Source organism: Halobacteriovorax sp. GFR8, assembly GCF_050955245.1.
Taxonomy (GTDB): Bacteria; Bdellovibrionota; Bacteriovoracia; order Bacteriovoracales; family Bacteriovoracaceae; genus Halobacteriovorax_A.
On record NZ_JBPBLR010000003.1, the window covers coordinates 34,607 to 52,019 of the forward strand.

The 17,413-nt window shown below is 36.7% G+C and carries 19 protein-coding genes; 3 read left to right on the forward strand and 16 right to left on the reverse strand.

What is annotated here, in order from left to right:
* Positions 1-144 precede the first annotated feature (144 nt).
* The 3 genes from lon to ACRXC1_RS14890 all read left to right on the forward strand — a co-directional run bounded on the left by lon (position 145) and on the right by ACRXC1_RS14890 (position 3,387).
* The gene (gene lon / locus ACRXC1_RS14880; protein WP_433659985.1) at positions 145-2,568 is read left to right on the forward strand and encodes an endopeptidase La; all 2,424 of its coding nucleotides are present in this window, start codon (positions 145-147) and stop codon (positions 2,566-2,568) included.
* Positions 2,569-2,630: 62 nt separating this feature from the next.
* Positions 2,631-3,026 (forward strand): response regulator, encoded by a 396-nt coding sequence (locus ACRXC1_RS14885; protein ID WP_392911136.1) that lies wholly within the window; start codon positions 2,631-2,633, stop codon positions 3,024-3,026.
* Positions 3,027-3,030: 4 nt separating this feature from the next.
* A complete protein-coding gene (locus ACRXC1_RS14890) occupies positions 3,031-3,387 on the forward strand; it encodes a hypothetical protein (protein ID WP_392861081.1) in 357 nt (118 codons plus the stop codon).
* 1 nt (position 3,388) lies between these two features.
* On the opposite strand, the gene ACRXC1_RS14895 is transcribed toward ACRXC1_RS14890, so the two are convergent.
* From ACRXC1_RS14895 to ACRXC1_RS14970, 16 genes are all read right to left on the reverse strand, one after another.
* Positions 3,389-3,601, reverse strand: coding sequence for a hypothetical protein (locus ACRXC1_RS14895; protein WP_021267597.1), 213 nt, complete (start codon positions 3,599-3,601; stop codon positions 3,389-3,391).
* Between the two features lie 136 nt (positions 3,602-3,737).
* Positions 3,738-4,802, reverse strand: a complete 1,065-nt coding sequence (locus tag ACRXC1_RS14900; RefSeq protein WP_433659988.1) for a PQQ-dependent sugar dehydrogenase — start codon at positions 4,800-4,802, stop codon at positions 3,738-3,740.
* Between the two features lie 26 nt (positions 4,803-4,828).
* Positions 4,829-5,446, reverse strand: coding sequence for a hypothetical protein (locus ACRXC1_RS14905; protein WP_433659990.1), 618 nt, complete (start codon positions 5,444-5,446; stop codon positions 4,829-4,831).
* A gap of 67 nt (positions 5,447-5,513) precedes the next feature.
* Entirely contained in the window at positions 5,514-6,878 is a 1,365-nt protein-coding gene (locus ACRXC1_RS14910) for an aldehyde dehydrogenase family protein (protein ID WP_433659991.1), read from the reverse strand.
* 98 nt (positions 6,879-6,976) lie between these two features.
* Complete coding sequence (locus ACRXC1_RS14915; RefSeq protein WP_433659993.1) at positions 6,977-7,162, reverse strand: hypothetical protein; 186 nt, start codon at positions 7,160-7,162, stop codon at positions 6,977-6,979.
* Between the two features lie 186 nt (positions 7,163-7,348).
* Positions 7,349-7,543: a hypothetical protein gene (locus ACRXC1_RS14920; RefSeq protein WP_392911124.1), complete on the reverse strand. Its 195-nt coding sequence runs from the start codon at positions 7,541-7,543 to the stop codon at positions 7,349-7,351.
* A gap of 12 nt (positions 7,544-7,555) precedes the next feature.
* Positions 7,556-9,187: a DUF6531 domain-containing protein gene (locus ACRXC1_RS14925; protein ID WP_392911123.1), complete on the reverse strand. Its 1,632-nt coding sequence runs from the start codon at positions 9,185-9,187 to the stop codon at positions 7,556-7,558.
* Between the two features lie 88 nt (positions 9,188-9,275).
* Positions 9,276-10,166: a type II secretion system F family protein gene (locus ACRXC1_RS14930; RefSeq protein WP_392911120.1), complete on the reverse strand. Its 891-nt coding sequence runs from the start codon at positions 10,164-10,166 to the stop codon at positions 9,276-9,278.
* Between the two features lie 15 nt (positions 10,167-10,181).
* Positions 10,182-12,428: an ATPase, T2SS/T4P/T4SS family gene (locus tag ACRXC1_RS14935; protein WP_433659996.1), complete on the reverse strand. Its 2,247-nt coding sequence runs from the start codon at positions 12,426-12,428 to the stop codon at positions 10,182-10,184.
* On the reverse strand, positions 12,428-13,951 hold the full coding sequence (locus tag ACRXC1_RS14940) for a hypothetical protein (RefSeq protein ID WP_433659998.1): 1,524 nt from the start codon (positions 13,949-13,951) through the stop codon (positions 12,428-12,430). The genes ACRXC1_RS14935 and ACRXC1_RS14940 overlap by 1 nt, the downstream gene beginning before the upstream one ends.
* Positions 13,951-14,766, reverse strand: a complete 816-nt coding sequence (gene cpaB / locus ACRXC1_RS14945; protein WP_392861100.1) for a Flp pilus assembly protein CpaB — start codon at positions 14,764-14,766, stop codon at positions 13,951-13,953. The genes ACRXC1_RS14940 and cpaB overlap by 1 nt, the downstream gene beginning before the upstream one ends.
* An 83-nt stretch (positions 14,767-14,849) precedes the next feature.
* Positions 14,850-15,371: a hypothetical protein gene (locus tag ACRXC1_RS14950; protein ID WP_392911115.1), complete on the reverse strand. Its 522-nt coding sequence runs from the start codon at positions 15,369-15,371 to the stop codon at positions 14,850-14,852.
* Entirely contained in the window at positions 15,361-15,888 is a 528-nt protein-coding gene (locus ACRXC1_RS14955; protein WP_433660001.1) for a hypothetical protein, read from the reverse strand. Before ACRXC1_RS14955 ends, ACRXC1_RS14950 begins: the two co-directional genes overlap by 11 nt.
* Positions 15,875-16,189, reverse strand: a complete 315-nt coding sequence (locus ACRXC1_RS14960; protein ID WP_433660003.1) for a hypothetical protein — start codon at positions 16,187-16,189, stop codon at positions 15,875-15,877. Before ACRXC1_RS14960 ends, ACRXC1_RS14955 begins: the two co-directional genes overlap by 14 nt.
* A complete protein-coding gene (locus ACRXC1_RS14965; RefSeq protein WP_392911108.1) occupies positions 16,159-16,665 on the reverse strand; it encodes a prepilin peptidase in 507 nt (168 codons plus the stop codon). The genes ACRXC1_RS14960 and ACRXC1_RS14965 overlap by 31 nt, the downstream gene beginning before the upstream one ends.
* A gap of 326 nt (positions 16,666-16,991) precedes the next feature.
* A complete protein-coding gene (locus tag ACRXC1_RS14970) occupies positions 16,992-17,180 on the reverse strand; it encodes a Flp family type IVb pilin (protein WP_021267549.1) in 189 nt (62 codons plus the stop codon).
* Positions 17,181-17,413 lie beyond the last annotated feature (233 nt).

Consider the following 17,413-nt stretch of genomic DNA (forward strand, 5'->3'; position numbering starts at 1 on the left):
AACTAAATCATAGCAAAAAAATCAGTTAAAAAACTCAAAAAAATCACGCATTTTCGCTCTTTTTATTAAAGAGTTTTTTTTATTGCCCGATGTTAATTAAGAACAAATTGCCTATATTGCGCCGACCTGTTGGAGGAAAGATTTATGGTTACAAATTACGAGGGTGAGAACATTGAGTTTAAGGAAGAATTGGCCCTCTTACCAATCCGAGACTTAGTTATTTATCCATTTATGATTTTACCTCTATTTGTTGGTAGAGAAGCATCAATTAAAGCTATTGATCACGCTATTAATCATTCAGATCGTCTGATTCTACTTTCGAGTCAGAAAGATATTGTTGCAGAACATCCTGCACCAGAAGAGATTTATGAACTTGGTACTGTTGCCATGATCATGAGAATGAGAAAGCTTCCAGATGGAAGAATTAAAATTCTAGTACAAGGTTTATCAAAAGCTAGAATTACTTCATTTGAACAACAATCACCTTTCTATATTACAAAAGTAGAAAAGGTTGAAGATAAAACGACTGATAGTTCAAATATTGCAACAACAGCTCTTATGAGAACGATCAAGGAACAACTTGAAAAAGTTATTCAACTTGGAAAAGTTCTTTCTCCAGATATTCTAATGGTTCTTGAAGATATTACGGATGCCTCAAGACTTGCAGATTTAATTGCATCAAATTTAAATCTACATGTTTCAGAAGCACAAACAATTCTTGAAACACTAGATCCAGTAGATCGTCTACATGCAATCAATGATATTCTAAATCGCGAATTAGAAATCCTAATGATGCAACAAAAGATGAAAACAAATGCTTCATCTGAAAATGCTAATCAAAGAGATGTTTTCCTAAAAGAACAAATCAAAGCGATTAAATCAGAACTTGGTGACGGAAACTCAGAACAAGATGAATTCGCAGAATTCAGAAAAAGAGTTGAAGAAGCAGGAATGCCAGAAGAAGTTCTTAAAGAAACAACAAAGCAACTTGCACGTCTCGAAAAGATGCACCCAGATTCATCTGAAGCAAGCATCATGAGAAATTATATTGAGTGGATGTGTGACCTTCCATGGAGTAAAAAGTCTGAAGAGCATATTGATCTAGATTCCGCTCTTGAGATCCTTGATGAAGATCACTTTGAACTTACTCAAATCAAAGAAAGAATTCTTGAGCACCTAGCAGTTAGACAACTTAAGGGTGATGATATGAAAGGGCCAATCCTATGTTTCCAAGGTCCTCCTGGTGTAGGTAAAACTTCACTCGGGAAGTCAATTGCTCGTGCTACGGGAAGAGAGTTTGTAAGAATTTCTCTTGGTGGTGTAAAAGATGAAGCAGAGATTAGAGGTCATAGAAGAACATATGTTGGAGCAATGCCAGGTCGTTTTATTCAGGCGATGAAGCAAGCAAAAACAAATAACCCAGTTGTTCTACTTGACGAAATTGACAAGCTATCTGGTGACTACAAAGGTGATCCGTCAGCTGCTCTACTAGAGGTTTTAGATCCAGAGCAAAACGTAGAATTTAGAGATCACTACCTAAACGTACCTTTTGATCTTTCAAACTGTATGTTTATTGCAACTTCAAATATGCTTGAAAATATTCCAGGTCCACTAAGAGATCGTATGGAAGTAATCAACCTATCTGGTTACACAAGAGAAGAAAAAGTTGAAATCTCAAAAAGATATATCATCCCTAAACAAATGGATGAAAATGGTATCAATAACGAGCACGTAGTATTTACTGATGAAGGTGTTGAGAGTGTTATTGAGCACTACACTTCAGAAGCAGGTCTTCGTAATCTAGAGAGAAGAATCGGTACTCTATGTCGTAAGGTAGCAATGAAAATCGCTAAGGGCGATATGGGGAAAACACATATCGTAAAAGATACTGTTGTTAAATATTTAGGTCCACCAATCTTCGTAAAAGAAGATCACAAAGATGAAGATGAAGTTGGAGTATCAACTGGTCTAGCTTGGACATCTCACGGTGGTGAAGTTCTTTACATCGAAACAACAAAGATGAAAGGACAAGGGCTAACTCTTACAGGTCAACTTGGTGACGTAATGAAGGAGTCTGCAAAAACGGCAATTAACTACATCAGATCTCGTGCACTTTACATGGGAATCGATGAAGATATTTTTGAAAATCATGAGTTCCACGTACACTTACCAGCTGGTGCCACTCCAAAAGATGGACCTTCTGCAGGTATCACATTAGCAACGGCCCTAGTATCAAATTGTACAGGTGTTCCAGTTAGCCGTGATGTTGCAATGACTGGTGAGATCACTTTAACAGGTAAAGTTCTTCCAATTGGAGGACTTAAAGAAAAAGCTCTAGCAGCGCTTAGAATGGGTATCTCTACAGTTGTTATTCCTTGGGGTAATAAGAAAGATCTTGTTGATATTCCAGAGAACCTAAGAGAGAAAATCAATTTTGTTCCTGTTAAAACAATTGATGAAGTTCTTGATATCGCACTAGTAGACTGGGTCGCTTACAAGAAAGAAGTTCAAATGAAAAAAGTGGACGAAAAGCATCAAGAAAAAGTTAAAGCTGGCGTTGCCGCTTAAATAGAGAGGGCCAACAAGGCCCTCTTTTTTTTTATCCAACATTAAATTAAAATGGAATGTATATGGGAAAAGAAGAAATGAAAGTAATGATTGTTGACGACTCTGAAATCTCTAGAACTTCTGTTAAGGATATTTTAGAGCAGGAAGACTATGTGGTCGTCGGTTGTGTCGGTAGTGCACAGGATGCTCTAAAGCTTGCTTTTGATAATCCTCCAACACTATTTATCATAGACGTTATTATGCCAGGAATCAGTGGACTAGAACTTGCTGAATCTGTTGCCACTAACTTCCCAAACGCAAAAATTCTAATGATGTCTTCACTTGATATTGAATCTGTATGCATTGAAGCAATTTCTTCAGGTGCACAAGACTTTTTAGTAAAACCATTTAAAAGAGAAGATCTGCTTAGATCTGTAGATAAGCTGACTCATGATATTGCGTCAGAAAAAGCGAGTTAATTGAATGTTTAGGTTTTTAATTTATTTTACAGTTAGTTTTTTAATCTTGGCCTTTCCCGTAGCTAAGAATTCAACAGTATTTGATAGTATTAATAAACCACTAAAACCATATACACAAAAAGTATATTCAACAATCGCCTTTTATTTGAATACAAGCCTTAGTGAAGGCAAAGAGATGACAGTAAAACTTTTCAATAATACTGCTAAGAAAGTGGATTACGTTAAAAGAGAATCTTCAGGTATTACGAAGCCAATTGGTAAGAAAGTTCAAGGCCTCGACGCTCTTGATGATTATCAACATGGTGAGTATACAGTTGAAGAACGTGAGGCCCTTTTAAAAGTATTACGAGAAAGTGAATAAATTATTGATTAATAGACTTTGACTCTGTCTCTTTTTCAATAGTCCCACCAGAACTCGCAATTAAATTATCAATTTCTTGCATTTTTTGTTTTAGGTTTAATCCCCTAGTTTCACAAATAGAATCATCAGACGTATTTGTTGTTGCTTCTTTTACTCCGGCAAATACCTGAGATGATAATAGTGCTAGTACAGATAATAAAAATAGCTTTTTCATAATACTTCTCCTTTTGTAGACACTATATTTAATGCATGAAGTATGCCAACAAAACAGATAGTACTTTCAATAACTTACCATATCCCCATTGTTTAAGAAGTATACACTTTAACAACGCTGTCTAGACTTTTAACACCTATCTTTCAACCTTAAGTATTTTTCCCGAATCTGTTGTTAAGTACAGCTCTCCAGCCGGTGAAACCACAATCTGGCGCATTCTCTCTTCAAGCTCTACTAAATAGCTCTCTTGAGAAATAACCTTATTTCCGTCCATTTTAAGCCTTCTGAGATGCTCGCTTCCAAGTGCAGCTAAGAATATATCCCCTTGCCAATCTTTATACTTACTTCCTTCATAAACAACCATACCGGAAGGAGAAATACTTGGTGTCCAATGAACAAGAGGCTGCTCCATTCCTTTCTTTTTCTCTTCCCCAATACTTGGGCCCCAATATTCCTTACCATAAGTGATAATAGGCCAACCGTAATTTAAACCTGGCTTTATTAAATTAAGTTCATCTCCGCCGCGAGGACCAAATTCACAACTAAAAACTTCCCCGTTCTTATTCAACGCAATTCCTTGTGGATTACGATGTCCATAGCTCCAAATTTCTTTGAGAGCACCCTTTCTATTTTCAAAAGGGTTTCCTTTGGCCGGCGTACCATCAAGATTTAATCGTAGGATTTTACCATTATGATATGAAAGATCCTGAGCATACTTTCTTTCTCCGCGGTCACCAATAGTCATAAAGAGATAATTATCTTTAAACAACAAGCGTGAACCAAAGTGGCGACTGGTATCACTTACAACTTTTGTTTCTAAAAGTATTTCGGCCTTATTCAACTTCATCTTAGTATATTCTGCTCTTGCCAATGTCGTTACGACAACACCCTTTACTTCTGAAGAATAAGTGAAGTAAGCATAGTCTTTGCCTCCAACCTTCTTGAAAACAATATCGAGCATACCACCTTGGCCACGAGCTTTTACTTTTGGGGCCGTAAGCTCTTTTGTCTGTTTAGTAGAGAAATTATGATATTTAATTTTTCCACTTCTTTCGGTAAAAAGGATTTCATTTTCATTGATAAAACTAATTCCCCAAATAATTTCATTAGTTTTAAAAACTTCTTTTGCACTAACTTTCGCAAACGAAGAAATCGAAATAAGAGAGCTGATAATTAAAATTACTGATTTGAGACTTTTCATAAAGAAAGTCTAGCATGATAAGAGTATTACGGAAGTAAAAACATATTAAAGTCAAAACCATTACTTGGCGAATCAACTTCTACAACATCTCCTCCACCAATTGATTGCTCATGACGACTTATGCGAGATGAAAACTTTAATCTCTTAACTTTTTCACTGGCGATTCTATAATCTGTTGAAGCATTGATTTCATCATAATCAACAACATCACCAGACTTAAGATTTAACATTAAGTTAAGCGATTCATTACGTTCATTTCTTATAATAATCTCTGGATATAATTTGAAGTTTGCAAGTTCAGAAATAATACGATCTTCCAAACGATATGGTGGTTGACCTCCGTATAAACGAACTGAAGTGATATCTCCTAGATCTTTAATAAAGTTAGAAATTGCTTGCTCAACCTTTGTAGCACTATCTAAATGGGCCAAAATCGAATGACCTTCTGAATTTCGCATAATTAGTGCAACACAGGTTGCAACACCATAGGTTTGGACAAATGCGTGTTTGGCCGCAGATGTATAGATATATTCTCTTTGGAAAACCTCTGGGATATCAGCACGGTCTAATACAGTATTTGCTAAACTTGAGTTAGCGGCTAGGAAAGTACTACTAAGAAGAATATAAAAAAGGGCCATTTTCATGGCCCTATTATACTAATTATAAATATTTAAAAATAATTTTTGAAAAGCTTTCAGTGGCCGTAAAGAATTATGACAGTAAATTCATAATTTTACGTACTAATGATACCTTTTTCTCATAAGGTGGATAGCGTAAATCATTTTCCAAACAAAAGCTTCGCTTCATAACTGCCTTCTCATGAGAGAATAGCTTAAACGAAAACTCACCGTGATAGGCACCCATCCCTGATTCACCGACACCACCAAATGGTAATTTTTCATTCGACAAGTGCACGATCGTATCATTAATAACCATTCCACCACTGCTAATTGATTCGATGACCTTTTTCTTATCTCCATTAGAGTCAACGAAAGCATAACATGCAAGTGGTTTATCATAGCTTTTAATAAATGCAATCGATTCATCTAAACTTTCTGAGTAAACGATAGGTAGTATTGGCCCAAAGATCTCGTCTTTCATAATAGCGCTATCTTTATCTGCTCTCACATATGTAGGAGAAATATATAATTGCTCCTTATCCACATCTCCCCCAATGAGAACAGAGTCTTTATCGATTAGGGCCGTAAGCCTAGCAAAATGTCGCTCATTAATGATGCGTCCATAGTCGTTGCTTTTTTTAATTTCGTCGCTATAAAATTGTGTGAGGTATTTTTTTGAAGCAGCTATAAATCGATCTTCATCAGACTTTTTAATTAGAATATAATCAGGTGCAACACATGTTTGGCCTGCGTTGAAAAACTTTCCCCAAACAATTCTTTTGGCCGCTAAGTCAAGGTTCTTAGTTGTTACAATGGCCGGAGACTTTCCACCTAACTCAAGAGTGAGAGGAGTTAAGTTTTTAGCAGCCGCTGCCATTATGATTCGACCGACATGGCCATTTCCAGTATAGAAAATATAATCAAATTTTAAATTTAAAAGCTCAGTAGTCTCCTCCACACCTCCTTCAATAACAGCTGCAATCTCACTATCAAGTGCATTAGTAATGATTTTATCAATAATCTTAGAAGTTGCAGGGGCCATCTCTGAAGGCTTCACGATAACCTTATTTCCGGCTGCGATTGCACCGATAAGAGGCACTATCGCCAACTGAAAAGGATAATTCCAAGGAGCAATGACTAAAACTTGCCCATATGGTTCATAGTGAATTTCACTTCGTGCTGGCATAAATGGGAGTGGTGAAAGAACTCTCTTTGGCTTCATCCACTTCTTCAACTTCTTTTTCATGAGTTTAATTTCATGCAAACAGAAATCTATTTCAGAAAGGTACGATTCAAAAGCACTCTTATTCAAGTCTGCCTTTAAAGCAGCAAGAATTTCGCTCTCACGGCCCTTTATTTCGTCCTCTAAGGCCTCAAGAGCACTTATACGATCATTATAATTTAAATTCTCACGCCCTTTTTGAGCGCAATAAGCGGTCGTTATATTATTATCCATAGAGGTATTATAGCTGTTTTTAAGTTTATCAGGCAAAAAAAAGCCTGACTCATGGCCAGGCTTTTTAAAAGGAATAATAGTTAAGTTTGAGTTAAATTTTATTGTCCAATTGATTGAGTTGATGAGCTTGAACTAGTTGAAGTAGCGGCAGGAGCTTCTGCTTCAACGCTTGCTACATTATCAGAGCTTGCATACATATCATCACAATTCGTTCCAGACTCATTTAATGCAAATACGTTTGATACACTTAATAGAAATAAAAATACTAATGCTAACTTTTTCATAATTTCCCCCATTATGGTTTTGTTTCTTTGCTATTTATAAAGCAAGAGCAATGCCAGTTTTTAGAATGTATTTTCAACCAGTTAGAAAGAAGGAAAGTGAAATAATTTAAACAGTGGTTAGAAATTAGACAAAAAAAGGCCCGTTCTAAAACGGGCCCATAATAAAAGTTTTAATTTATAAACATTTTATTGTTGATCAGATGTTGTCCCACCAGGGTTTGTCTGTGGCTCAGTAGAAGTTGGTACTGGCGTAGCTGGTGTCGTGTTTCTATTGTCTAAGTTAACCTTAGGACAATCACCATCTTTTTCACCTGTTACTGCACCATCTGCAAAAATACTAAATGATCCAAGAACTAATAATAGTGTTAGTAGTTTCTTCATATATCCCTCCAATTACATATTTAGGTTTACACCAGCAGGCTTAACAATTGCTAAGAGTGATTGGAAGGCCTGAGTAACTTGTAAGGCCATCTTATGTCCTGCTTTTGATTCTACTTTAAGAATCTCACCGTAGTTATCATATTTAACGTTGATCTTACCTACTTTATTCATAGTAATCTCAACTGGCTTACCTTGAGCATTGTATTGAAACTCAAGAGCTCTTTTTTGTTTTGTCTTCTTGTTGTAATCCATCATTTTTGAAATACGACCTTTCGAATCGTACAGTAGAACTACAGACATACCTTTAGAGTTATTTGCTTTCTTCAGGTTACCTTTTTTATCGTAGTCAAATTCTGTCCATCCACGTGGGTTTACAACTTTTGTAATCTTCTTATACTGCTTGTGGTACTCAAGCTCTACAAAGTCACCTCTTGAAGAAGCTTTCTTAACAAGAAGTCCATCTTTATTATATTCAAAGTTAGTTACGTGGTTTCCTCTTTTAATTTGTTTTGGAAGAGAACAACACTCAGTATAAATCGTTTCAGTTTTAAGCCCATTGATTACAGTAAGGATTCTGTAAGTATAGTGAGATCCGTCTGGTTTCTTCTTGATCTCATACTCGTAACGATTTACAACTTCTTTTTTAGTAGGAGATTTCTTTGCAACAAGTGTCCAGTAGTGGAAGTCAGGGTTCTTAGGGTTACTCTCATAAGAGTACTTAATCACCTCTCCACTTCTTTTCGTAAGCTCTTTTACAAATTGAGTTTTCTTCTCATAAGAAATCTTTTGAGATGATCCATCTTTATAAGTAATAAGAGTCATATTGTGATTTGCATCGTAATCGTACTTAAAGTTATTTCCTGAAATATCCTTAGCATCTACTAAGTTATAATTTGTGTCATAAGTATAAGTTGTCTTTTTACCTGCTCCGGATTCAACAGATTTCACAAGACCATTTGGATACCATTTGAAGAAGATTTGCTTTGCCATTGAATCTTTGATCGACTTAAGAGAACCCTCTTTCGTATAATCAAGATTAACAACATATCCGTTCTTATCTTTTACTTGAACAAGCTTACCATCTTTATTGAAATGGTTTTCCTTTCCGTCGTTATACTTTCTAATATAACCTTTTGCAGTTTTGATAACTTTTTGAAGCCCACGAACATTTGAATAAAGTTCAGTTCCAACTGCTAGGTTTGAAGATACATTGAACTTCTTAGCATAAGCTTGTCTAAGTTCAGCATCATTAGTTAGCTTTGTAACTAAAGTTTTAGCAACCGTCGTTGAAAGTGATGTTTTCTTTCTCATTACATCCACGATTTTCTCAGCAGCGGCTTTAGCATCAACGGCCTGTCTTGGTGTAAAACGAGTTTTAGCACCTGAACCATTCTCGTGAACTGTTACTGAACCATCTGCAGAAACAACTAAGAAAGTTTCATAATCAGAACCCCAACCATAACCAAACCATCCTTTTCCAGGTGATTTCGAGTTGTACGTTCTTTCAACAACTAGGTCATTTCCACCACCAGGTACGATAATATCCGTGTACGTAATGTAGAAATTTCCATTTTTCAGATTTACACCAGCGATCGATGCCAGTGAAAACAAACATAGTACTAATAGCTTTAAACTGATCCTCATGACTTGTATCCTTATTTAGTTAAAGAATCTTCATTCTCTCCATAGTCATATCGGAGGCCTTTAACCAAAACTTAAACATATATTAACTTTATTCCTTAATTTTCACTATTTTAAGAATGAAGAAGGTACCGATACCGTCTAAAACACAGGCGACTACAAATAAGACAATCCCAATGGCCGAAGAAAACATCTTTGGTAGAAGGGTTGGATCATTTGCAGAGAAAATAGCTAGAATTACAAAGGGCATGGCCGCAATAGTAAAGCCTTGAAACTTTCCTTGTGCCGTTGCGGTATCAATTTTTTGTTTCAATCTAATCCGTTCACGAATAACAGAAACGATTGTGTCAAAAACTTCGGCAAGATTACCACCGGTTTCGCGTAAAATATTAACACTTGAAACGAACATATCATTATCTTGAGTGGGAATTCTTTCTGCCAAGTTTTCGAAGCACTCTTCCAATGTCACCCCAACTCTATTCTGCTGGAGGATAATATTAAACTCTTCTGAGATAGGAGGTGGCATTTCATCAACAACCATTCCTAGAGCCTGAGGGACTGATAGACCCGCTCTAAGACCATTAGAAAGAAGTGTAAGGCCATCTACCATTTGATTTTGATAAGCTAGAATACGGCGATTGACGAGATAGTCAACAACAGGTTTAGGGGCCTTAAATCCCACAAAGCCTACGACTAGTCCTAAAAAGGCTCCTCCTCCCCAGCTTCCGAGAAGTCCAAAGATAATGAGAGTAAGAGTTCCTAAACCAAATGACAGCGCCAAAAGTGCATAGGTAACATGATCAGGCTTAACGTCAATAAAGAGTAGTTCAAACTTTTCTAAAATATATGTTCTCGTCCCAAAAGTTTGTTTTTCAATAAGATCAAAAATACCAACAGAGTATCGATAACAAAAAAGAAAGAAGATTAAACCTACAAGTCCAATCAATCCACTTCGTCCAATTTGTTCAATAAAAAAGCTCATTTAAACCTCTCCCCTCTAAGCCTTCTTCTTTACAGGAGCTGTGCCATTAGTTGGTCTAGGTCTGCCTTGAGGCTGACCAGGTCGCGGTCTTTGCTGACCCTGTTGCGGCGGCCTTTTATTTTGAGGTGGAGGTGCTGGTTTCTTTGCAGGAGCTCCGCCACTTGCACCAGGAGCATTTGAAAATAAACCACGAGGGATATTATATCCTTGTCTCTCGAGCGTTTCGATAAACTTAGGTATAAAACCTGTCGCTTGGTGTGCTCCAATAATCTTTCCACTTTTATCAATATCTTTTTGTTGAAAGAGGAAAATATCCTGAAGAGTTACAACCTCTCCTTGAATCCCTCCAATCTCAGTAATATGGGTAATTTTACGAGAACCATCATCTAGACGAGATGCTTGAATGATCAAGTGAACGGCATTTGCAATCATTTCTCGAATTGCTTTAGGAGTAAGACCTGCTCCCGCATATTGCACAAGTGTTTCAATACGGCCAATACACTCTCTTGGATTATTCGAGTGAACCGTTGTAAGTGAACCATCGTGACCAGTTCCCATTGCCTGTAACATATCCAGTGTTTCACCACCACGACACTCACCAACAACAATACGTTCAGGACGCATCCTTAGACACTGCTTAACGAGACAACGAATATCAATTTCTCCATCACCTTCAAGTGATGGTGGACGTGTTTCAAGACGAACCACGTGTTCCTGAGGGAAACTAAGTTCGGCCGAATCTTCACAAGTAATGATACGCTCATTGGCCTGAATAAAACTACCAAGAATATTAACGAGAGTTGTTTTCCCGGAACCAGTACCACCCGAGACGATTATATTTTTGTGTCCTTCAACTGCGATACGAAGAAAATCGGCCATATTTTGTGTGAATGAACCAAATTGAACAAGGTGCTTATAAGTTAATCGCTCTTCAGGGAATTTACGAATAGTGATACAGCATCCATCAATAGCAGATGGAGGGATAATAGCATGAACCCTTGATCCATCGTGAAGACGAGCATCTACATATGGAGTTTTTTCATCAATACGTCGGCCAATTGGTGCAACGATTCTTTCAATAACATTTAAAACTTGTCTATCATTTGAAAAAGTTACTTTAGAAAGTTTAACCTTTCCATCTTCTTCATAATAAATCTTATTAGGTCCTACGACCATGATTTCAGAAATAGCCGAATCTGCTAGAAGATCCTCCAAAGGTCCTAAACCTAGTGCCTCATCGAGAATTTCCTTAACGATACTATTCATATCGTCACGGTTATTTAAAATACCTTTTGTATCTTCTTTACCAAGAAGATCAATAACTACTTTCTTAGTTTTCTCTTTAAGAATAATCTTTGCTTTTGGATCATTATCATCATCCTTTGAAAGATCCATCTCTTCAACCAGACCTTTGTGTATCCTAAGCTTAAGATCACGCCAACCATTTGCAGCTGCACCAGTAGGACGGTCTTGTTTCGTTCCAACCTCACTTGGCTTATTTAGTTTAGCCAACTGACTTAAGATACCTTTTCCATTGATCGTTCGAACTAGCTCTGTAACACCTTTTGCAAAGGCACTATTTTTTGCGGCCAACATAACAGGTTTTTTCTGATTAATGGCCATTGCACATGTTTGCTCATCTTTTAAGATTTGCGCTAGCACTGGACGTCCAACAGACTTACCCGCAACATCAGCAGTAACAGGATGTCCCTTTTGTGCTTGATTAAATACAAAGTGAATCATTTCCTTAGGAAACATCATTGTAATAAGTTCTGAAACAAGTCGCTTAGTTTGATTTAACGCCAGTAAGTCTGGCGTGATGACAACTAAGATCATTGTTGAATGTTCGAGGGCCTTTGCTGTAAGATCGGTAATTTCTGTTCCCACATCAATAACTGTAAGTGGATACATACTCTTTACGGCCTTTAAAACTTTACCTGCACCGTCAACACTCATCCCTTCAGTTGCAACAGGATCATTTGGTAATCCTATATAGTGAACACCGCTTGGATGCATATTCACAAAAGGTTGAAATGTTCGAGGATCAATATTTCCATTAAAGTTGAATAGATCCTTTAAATTCTTATTTGTTTTGATACCAGTTAGTAAGTTTAAGTCACCACTTGCTCTTTGATCAAAATCAAGAAGCAGTGTCTTAGAACGCTTTTCACCACTAAAGGCAAAAGCTAGGTTTGTGGCAACTTGGGACTTCCCAACACCGCCTTTACCACCAATAACTGTAATAATATGACCTTCGGCCACTATGGCCCCCTCTTTCTAAATTTTCTTTTAATATCTTCAGTCCCTGTCGAGGCACTCTCGATAATTTCAGGAGTGATAAAAACAACAAATTGCTCTTTCGACTTAGAGACATCTTTGGAACGAACGAATGAGAAGAGTGAAAAGACCTGTCCTTCCTCACTTCCATCACTACCTGTCGTTGAAACACCATCAGGTGGATCTTTATCATATTCAGTTGCTGTTTTATTAATCGAAATACCACCAACAACTGCTGATTCACGAGATTTAACAATGATTTTTGTATCGAGATTATTAGTCTGTTTATCTGTTCCTTGCGAAGAGGAAACTCCAAGAATAATATCGAGATTAATTTTTTCTTCTTGAAGAATCTTTGGCGTTACATCCAAATTAAATCCTGCTTCAATAACTTTTGCTTGTTGAAATTCTCCTGTCCCAACAGCAACGTTTCTTTCCGAGCCCTTTGAAAGTTTCGCTTTCTCACCGTCTTTAGTAATAACCATCCCCGACTGAACAATACGTGCATAGCCAGCGGCCTTTGCAGAACTTAACTTAGGAAATAATTGAGAAATCGTTCCACCAAAGTTACCGGCCGATGATGTCGTTACCGTTCCACCATTTTCAGTTCTTCCAAACACGATTTGTCCACCAGTTGTACCAACACTTGGGTTCCACTTAAAACCAAAAACACGGTTATAGTCTTTAGATAGCTCAACAAATTGAGCAGTAATTTTAATTAGCTTTGCTGCCTGTGGTGGCTGAGGCTTTCTATTAATTGCTAGAAAGTTTCTAATGATCTCACCTTTATCAAGTTGTTGAACAGAATCAGTTCTTCTGGCCAAACTTTGAATTCTATCAGGTAAATAAGTTGCAGCAATCTTAACAGCTAGGTTACTCTCTTCTTCTGAATTAACAATTCCTTCTAGTAGGTAAGAGTTATTAAAGAATCTAACTGTTACATCTTTCAAGTTATTTCTTCTAAGTCCCTCTTGCATTTCGCGAGAAATAATTAAATAAGTTTGAGGAGACACTTCAACTAGATTTTTAACATCTGGATAATCTTCTAGTACTTTTACAATACGTCCAATATCACCAGGTACAATAATTTTTCCTTCAACAAAAACTTTTCCACCTTTAAGATTGATCTCTAATCCTTCAATAGGTCCTAGCTGCTCTTTAATTTCTGCAATAAGCTTTGATTTCTCTGTTGCAGTAACTGTAACAAGGTAGCGCTTTTTTATGGCCCCCAGTCGATCACGAACTGTAACAGATGTAATCCCAGGTGCCTCACCTTTTAAAACAAGCTCACTTGTTCCGGCTGCAGTATTTACAGGTTGTACTTTTAGAATTCTCTGATTTGCAATTTGTACACTTCGAGAAGTGATCGTGAAATCGATTGGGAGAACCTTATCAATTCCAAGAACTACTTCAACCTTTTCTTCAGATACTCCAATACCAGAAGAGGCCTGCTGAGCGCTGGCCGTGAATGCAAATATTAATAGAGTTAAGTACGTTAAAATTCTCATTAATTCTTTTTCTTATATTTTTCGTTAAAGAAGGCCCTTGCTTCATTCTTATCTGAGTCTGAAAGAATATCGTAAAGTCTAGTTCCTTCAATCATTGCCTTTTCACCATCATTAATATTTCTTAATGTTAAGATTGGTTTATTTGGTTGAAAGACATAAAGGTGTGCAATTTTTTGTGCCTGAAACGGACTAAGCTCTAGCGTTACTGTCGTATAATTCGAGTAAGTATTAAGCTTCATCTTTCTAACAACTTCTTCAGTCTTAACACCTATAAGTGGAATATTATTTGAAACGCTCATCCCCGTTGAAAGAACACGAACATCTTGAAGAATCGTAACAATCTTTTCTTGATCCTTTCTCGCTCCACCGGTGTAATCGATAGGTGCAAGAACATCAACACGATCTCCAGGACGAATGAGTTTCCCAACAGAACTTCTTTCATCAACTTGGAAAGCAATCGCTCGCATTCCAACTGTTACCTCTCTTGAAAGACCTGTACTCTCTCCAGGATAAGTTACACGGGGCTTTGTAATTTGCTCACCTTTTAGAATTGGAACTGTTGCAATTGTATTTTCAATTTCTTTAACTGTTTTAAAACTTCCAGGAGCTAGAAATTTTTGCGGAACTGTAATGATTGAAACTTTCGTTTCATCTAATAGATCGAACTCTCGAATATCTTCTTTAGCAACAAGGACAGAACTCATTGTTCCATACTTTTTGATCAAAGCAGATTGTTGATCTTCGATATAAGTGTGGACCATAAACATGGCAACACCTGCAATAATAAGGGCCAGCGTAAAAGCTCTAGTATTCATAAAACATCCTGTTTTACTTTGTTAAGTAATCAATTAATATTTTAACAAAAAACAAGCATTTAGTTGTAATGAGGCATTTTTGGCTACTTATAGCTACAAGAAGTTACCGGCGAGAGAATCGTGGCGTCATTGGCCCTAAATAAAACATCACCTGGTTTAGTAAAGGTTTCGCCGCAGACACCAAAAAGAGTGAACACCTTAATACAACTTGTATCTTCAGGATCTCCTGCCTCTTCACAATTTTCTTCTTCAGCAGGGGCCCAAGGTAAACTAGGAATCTTAAAAGTTGATGAGATTGGTGTACTATTAGACTGTAGTGTCTTATTCCATCCAATCATAAAGCCGCCGATCTCACTAAAGGTTCCACCTAAGCTTTTGATATCGTTTGCACCGATACCATCAGAGTTCCCTTTTAAGATAAAGAATGTATAAGTTCGAGTTGCTTTGTTTTGATTAATTGAAGCATTGATTGAGTTACCAACAGTAATGAGCATCACAACCATGTAAAGAAGTATTGGAATAAAGATCATTGCCTCAAATAAGGCCTGACCTTCTTCATTTTTTAAAATTGTTTTTTTCTGATTAGGATTCAAACTAACATCCATTATCATAAATTGTTGAGTTCGTACTTGAACAATTCCCATTTCCTAGATCTGTCGAAACTTCAGAAAAGGCACGACAAACCTGAGCAAGGCACTCTCTTATTGTAGGTTCCTTTCCCAGAAAGGACTCTATTCTAAAATCTAAATCAATATCTCCTGTTAATACCTTCATAACTGAAAACTTAGTTTTATAGTCTAAGTAAGTACCACTTAGAAACCATTGATTCGTTGACTTTGAATTAAATTTAATTTGGCAATCAGTACCGCAATTAACCATATTATAAGAATTGAAGACTGCTGTTGCATTTTGACGAGCAAGAGAATCATTTTGAATCTTATTGTCAGCAACGAGATAAGCTCTCGAGGCCATAAAATTCGCATATTGTAGTAAGTAAGTATTTGTGTAGTTAATTGCAATCTTTGCAAAGACAAAGAAGAAAGCAATAACAAAGGTAAAAGTCGATAAGAATTCAATTGTCGACTGACCTCTCTGATTTTTAATTTTTTTATGGAGCTTCATCATAAACCCCTACAGGAGAGAAGAAGTGAGATCTTCCTTCATCATTATTATAATAAAGTGGATGAACCGGATTACCGTAAGTTTTTCCATATGTATCAACACTCCCCTTGTCACCATAACGAGCTGAGTATTCCATCGAACGGGCCAATGTACCAAACATCCCTTCACCAACCATATTTTGAAAGCCTTCACTTTTAAAAACAAGCATCGCAAAAGATGTAACGACAACAAAGAGTAAAATGTACTCAACAGTTGACTGTCCTTTATGGCCTAAAAGAATATATACTTTTTTATTTTCCATCCTAGAAATATCCATGAAATAAGTATAACAGGGGCAAATGCAAATTTCTTCCCAAAAATCTTTTTAATCTGAACAACATTACCTTCCTTGAAAGCCTGAATAATAAACTCAAGATTCTTAAGTATATTTGTAATGAATACAGAAAGCCCCACAATGACTGTAACAACAGAAAGTGATATTAGGGCCTGATCCTGATGTGCAACAGGAATTAAAAGAAACAAACTTGCTAAATACTTGGAGTCCCCGCCTCCCATTATCTTCAAAATGAATAGAAGAAAACCTGCTAGAAATATCCCCAACGGATAAAGAAGTGTCTCAATTCCAATAATGTAGTTATTTGGGAAAAAGAATACGAGAACAAGAAATAAAAAAATATTTCCGATGGACCACGCATTTGCAATCTTACGTGATTGGATATCGATATACGATACATACAACAATTGAATAAAGATAAAAATATAGACACTAACTGGCACTCAAACCTACCTATCTTGGTTTACATAAGGTGAATGCCAACATCCTCTAGGACATGAGCCAGTTGCAAGTTCTTGCGACAAATGGAATGCAAAGCTTTTAAAAAAGCCTGTTGTATAGACTCCTATTCCCCTTGCCATAGCAATGGAAATACCGGCGAAGAACGCTAGGATAAATATATACTCTATTAAAGCCTGACCGCTTTGAGACTGACGTGACATACTTAATATTCTACATTAAGTATGCAAAAGGTTTTGGTGAGAAAGTTTTTCCTCCGCTCTCTAGAGTAGAGTGCTGAATAGTCGCATCAGACTAAAGAGCGGAAGAATTAGTTCCCTTGTAGTTCACGAAGTAGGTTGTCTGTGTTTCCGAAAACACCATCTGTCAGAGTTGTAATACCTTCAGACGCCTTTTCCTTAAACTTCATAACAAGCATCGCTGCAACAGCAACAAGTAGAATATACTCTGTTGATGTTTGACCTTCTTCGTCTTTTAGAAACGCTAGTAAGGTTTTCATTTCATACTCCTTTCAATCACCCCAATTAGTGGGGTTGAAACTTAAATAACTACTTGAAAGTTTCGGCAATATCTGAGTAAAGCTTTAACTTTTCTTAATAATATTTTAACACTTAGCGACGTGGACACAAAAAAAACTGATTTTTGTTCATAAAACCCTGTAATTACTACCGTCAAGTGCTTTTAATTCTGCCTATTATTGTTGCCGTTTGCGGTTTTCGGGTATAATTTATG

Excerpts from the sequence above, each read along its gene's own strand:
- ACRXC1_RS14905 (WP_433659990.1), bottom strand. The coding sequence starts at position 5,446 with ATGAAAATGGCCCTTTTTTATATTCTTCTTAGTAGTACTTTCCTAGCC.
- ACRXC1_RS14940 (WP_433659998.1), bottom strand. The coding sequence starts at position 13,951 with ATGAGAATTTTAACGTACTTAACTCTATTAATATTTGCATTCACGGCC.
- ACRXC1_RS14890 (WP_392861081.1), top strand. The coding sequence starts at position 3,031 with ATGTTTAGGTTTTTAATTTATTTTACAGTTAGTTTTTTAATCTTGGCC.
- ACRXC1_RS14895 (WP_021267597.1), bottom strand. The coding sequence starts at position 3,601 with ATGAAAAAGCTATTTTTATTATCTGTACTAGCACTATTATCATCTCAG.
- cpaB (WP_392861100.1), bottom strand. The coding sequence starts at position 14,766 with ATGAATACTAGAGCTTTTACGCTGGCCCTTATTATTGCAGGTGTTGCC.
- ACRXC1_RS14960 (WP_433660003.1), bottom strand. The coding sequence starts at position 16,189 with ATGGAAAATAAAAAAGTATATATTCTTTTAGGCCATAAAGGACAGTCA.
- ACRXC1_RS14900 (WP_433659988.1), bottom strand. The coding sequence starts at position 4,802 with ATGAAAAGTCTCAAATCAGTAATTTTAATTATCAGCTCTCTTATTTCG.
- ACRXC1_RS14955 (WP_433660001.1), bottom strand. The coding sequence starts at position 15,888 with ATGAAGCTCCATAAAAAAATTAAAAATCAGAGAGGTCAGTCGACAATT.
- ACRXC1_RS14910 (WP_433659991.1), bottom strand. The coding sequence starts at position 6,878 with ATGGATAATAATATAACGACCGCTTATTGCGCTCAAAAAGGGCGTGAG.
- ACRXC1_RS14930 (WP_392911120.1), bottom strand. The coding sequence starts at position 10,166 with ATGAGCTTTTTTATTGAACAAATTGGACGAAGTGGATTGATTGGACTT.
- lon (WP_433659985.1), top strand. The coding sequence starts at position 145 with ATGGTTACAAATTACGAGGGTGAGAACATTGAGTTTAAGGAAGAATTG.
- ACRXC1_RS14950 (WP_392911115.1), bottom strand. The coding sequence starts at position 15,371 with ATGGATGTTAGTTTGAATCCTAATCAGAAAAAAACAATTTTAAAAAAT.
- ACRXC1_RS14925 (WP_392911123.1), bottom strand. The coding sequence starts at position 9,187 with ATGAGGATCAGTTTAAAGCTATTAGTACTATGTTTGTTTTCACTGGCA.
- ACRXC1_RS14915 (WP_433659993.1), bottom strand. The coding sequence starts at position 7,162 with ATGAAAAAGTTAGCATTAGTATTTTTATTTCTATTAAGTGTATCAAAC.
- ACRXC1_RS14970 (WP_021267549.1), bottom strand. The coding sequence starts at position 17,180 with ATGAAAACCTTACTAGCGTTTCTAAAAGACGAAGAAGGTCAAACATCA.
- ACRXC1_RS14885 (WP_392911136.1), top strand. The coding sequence starts at position 2,631 with ATGGGAAAAGAAGAAATGAAAGTAATGATTGTTGACGACTCTGAAATC.
- ACRXC1_RS14920 (WP_392911124.1), bottom strand. The coding sequence starts at position 7,543 with ATGAAGAAACTACTAACACTATTATTAGTTCTTGGATCATTTAGTATT.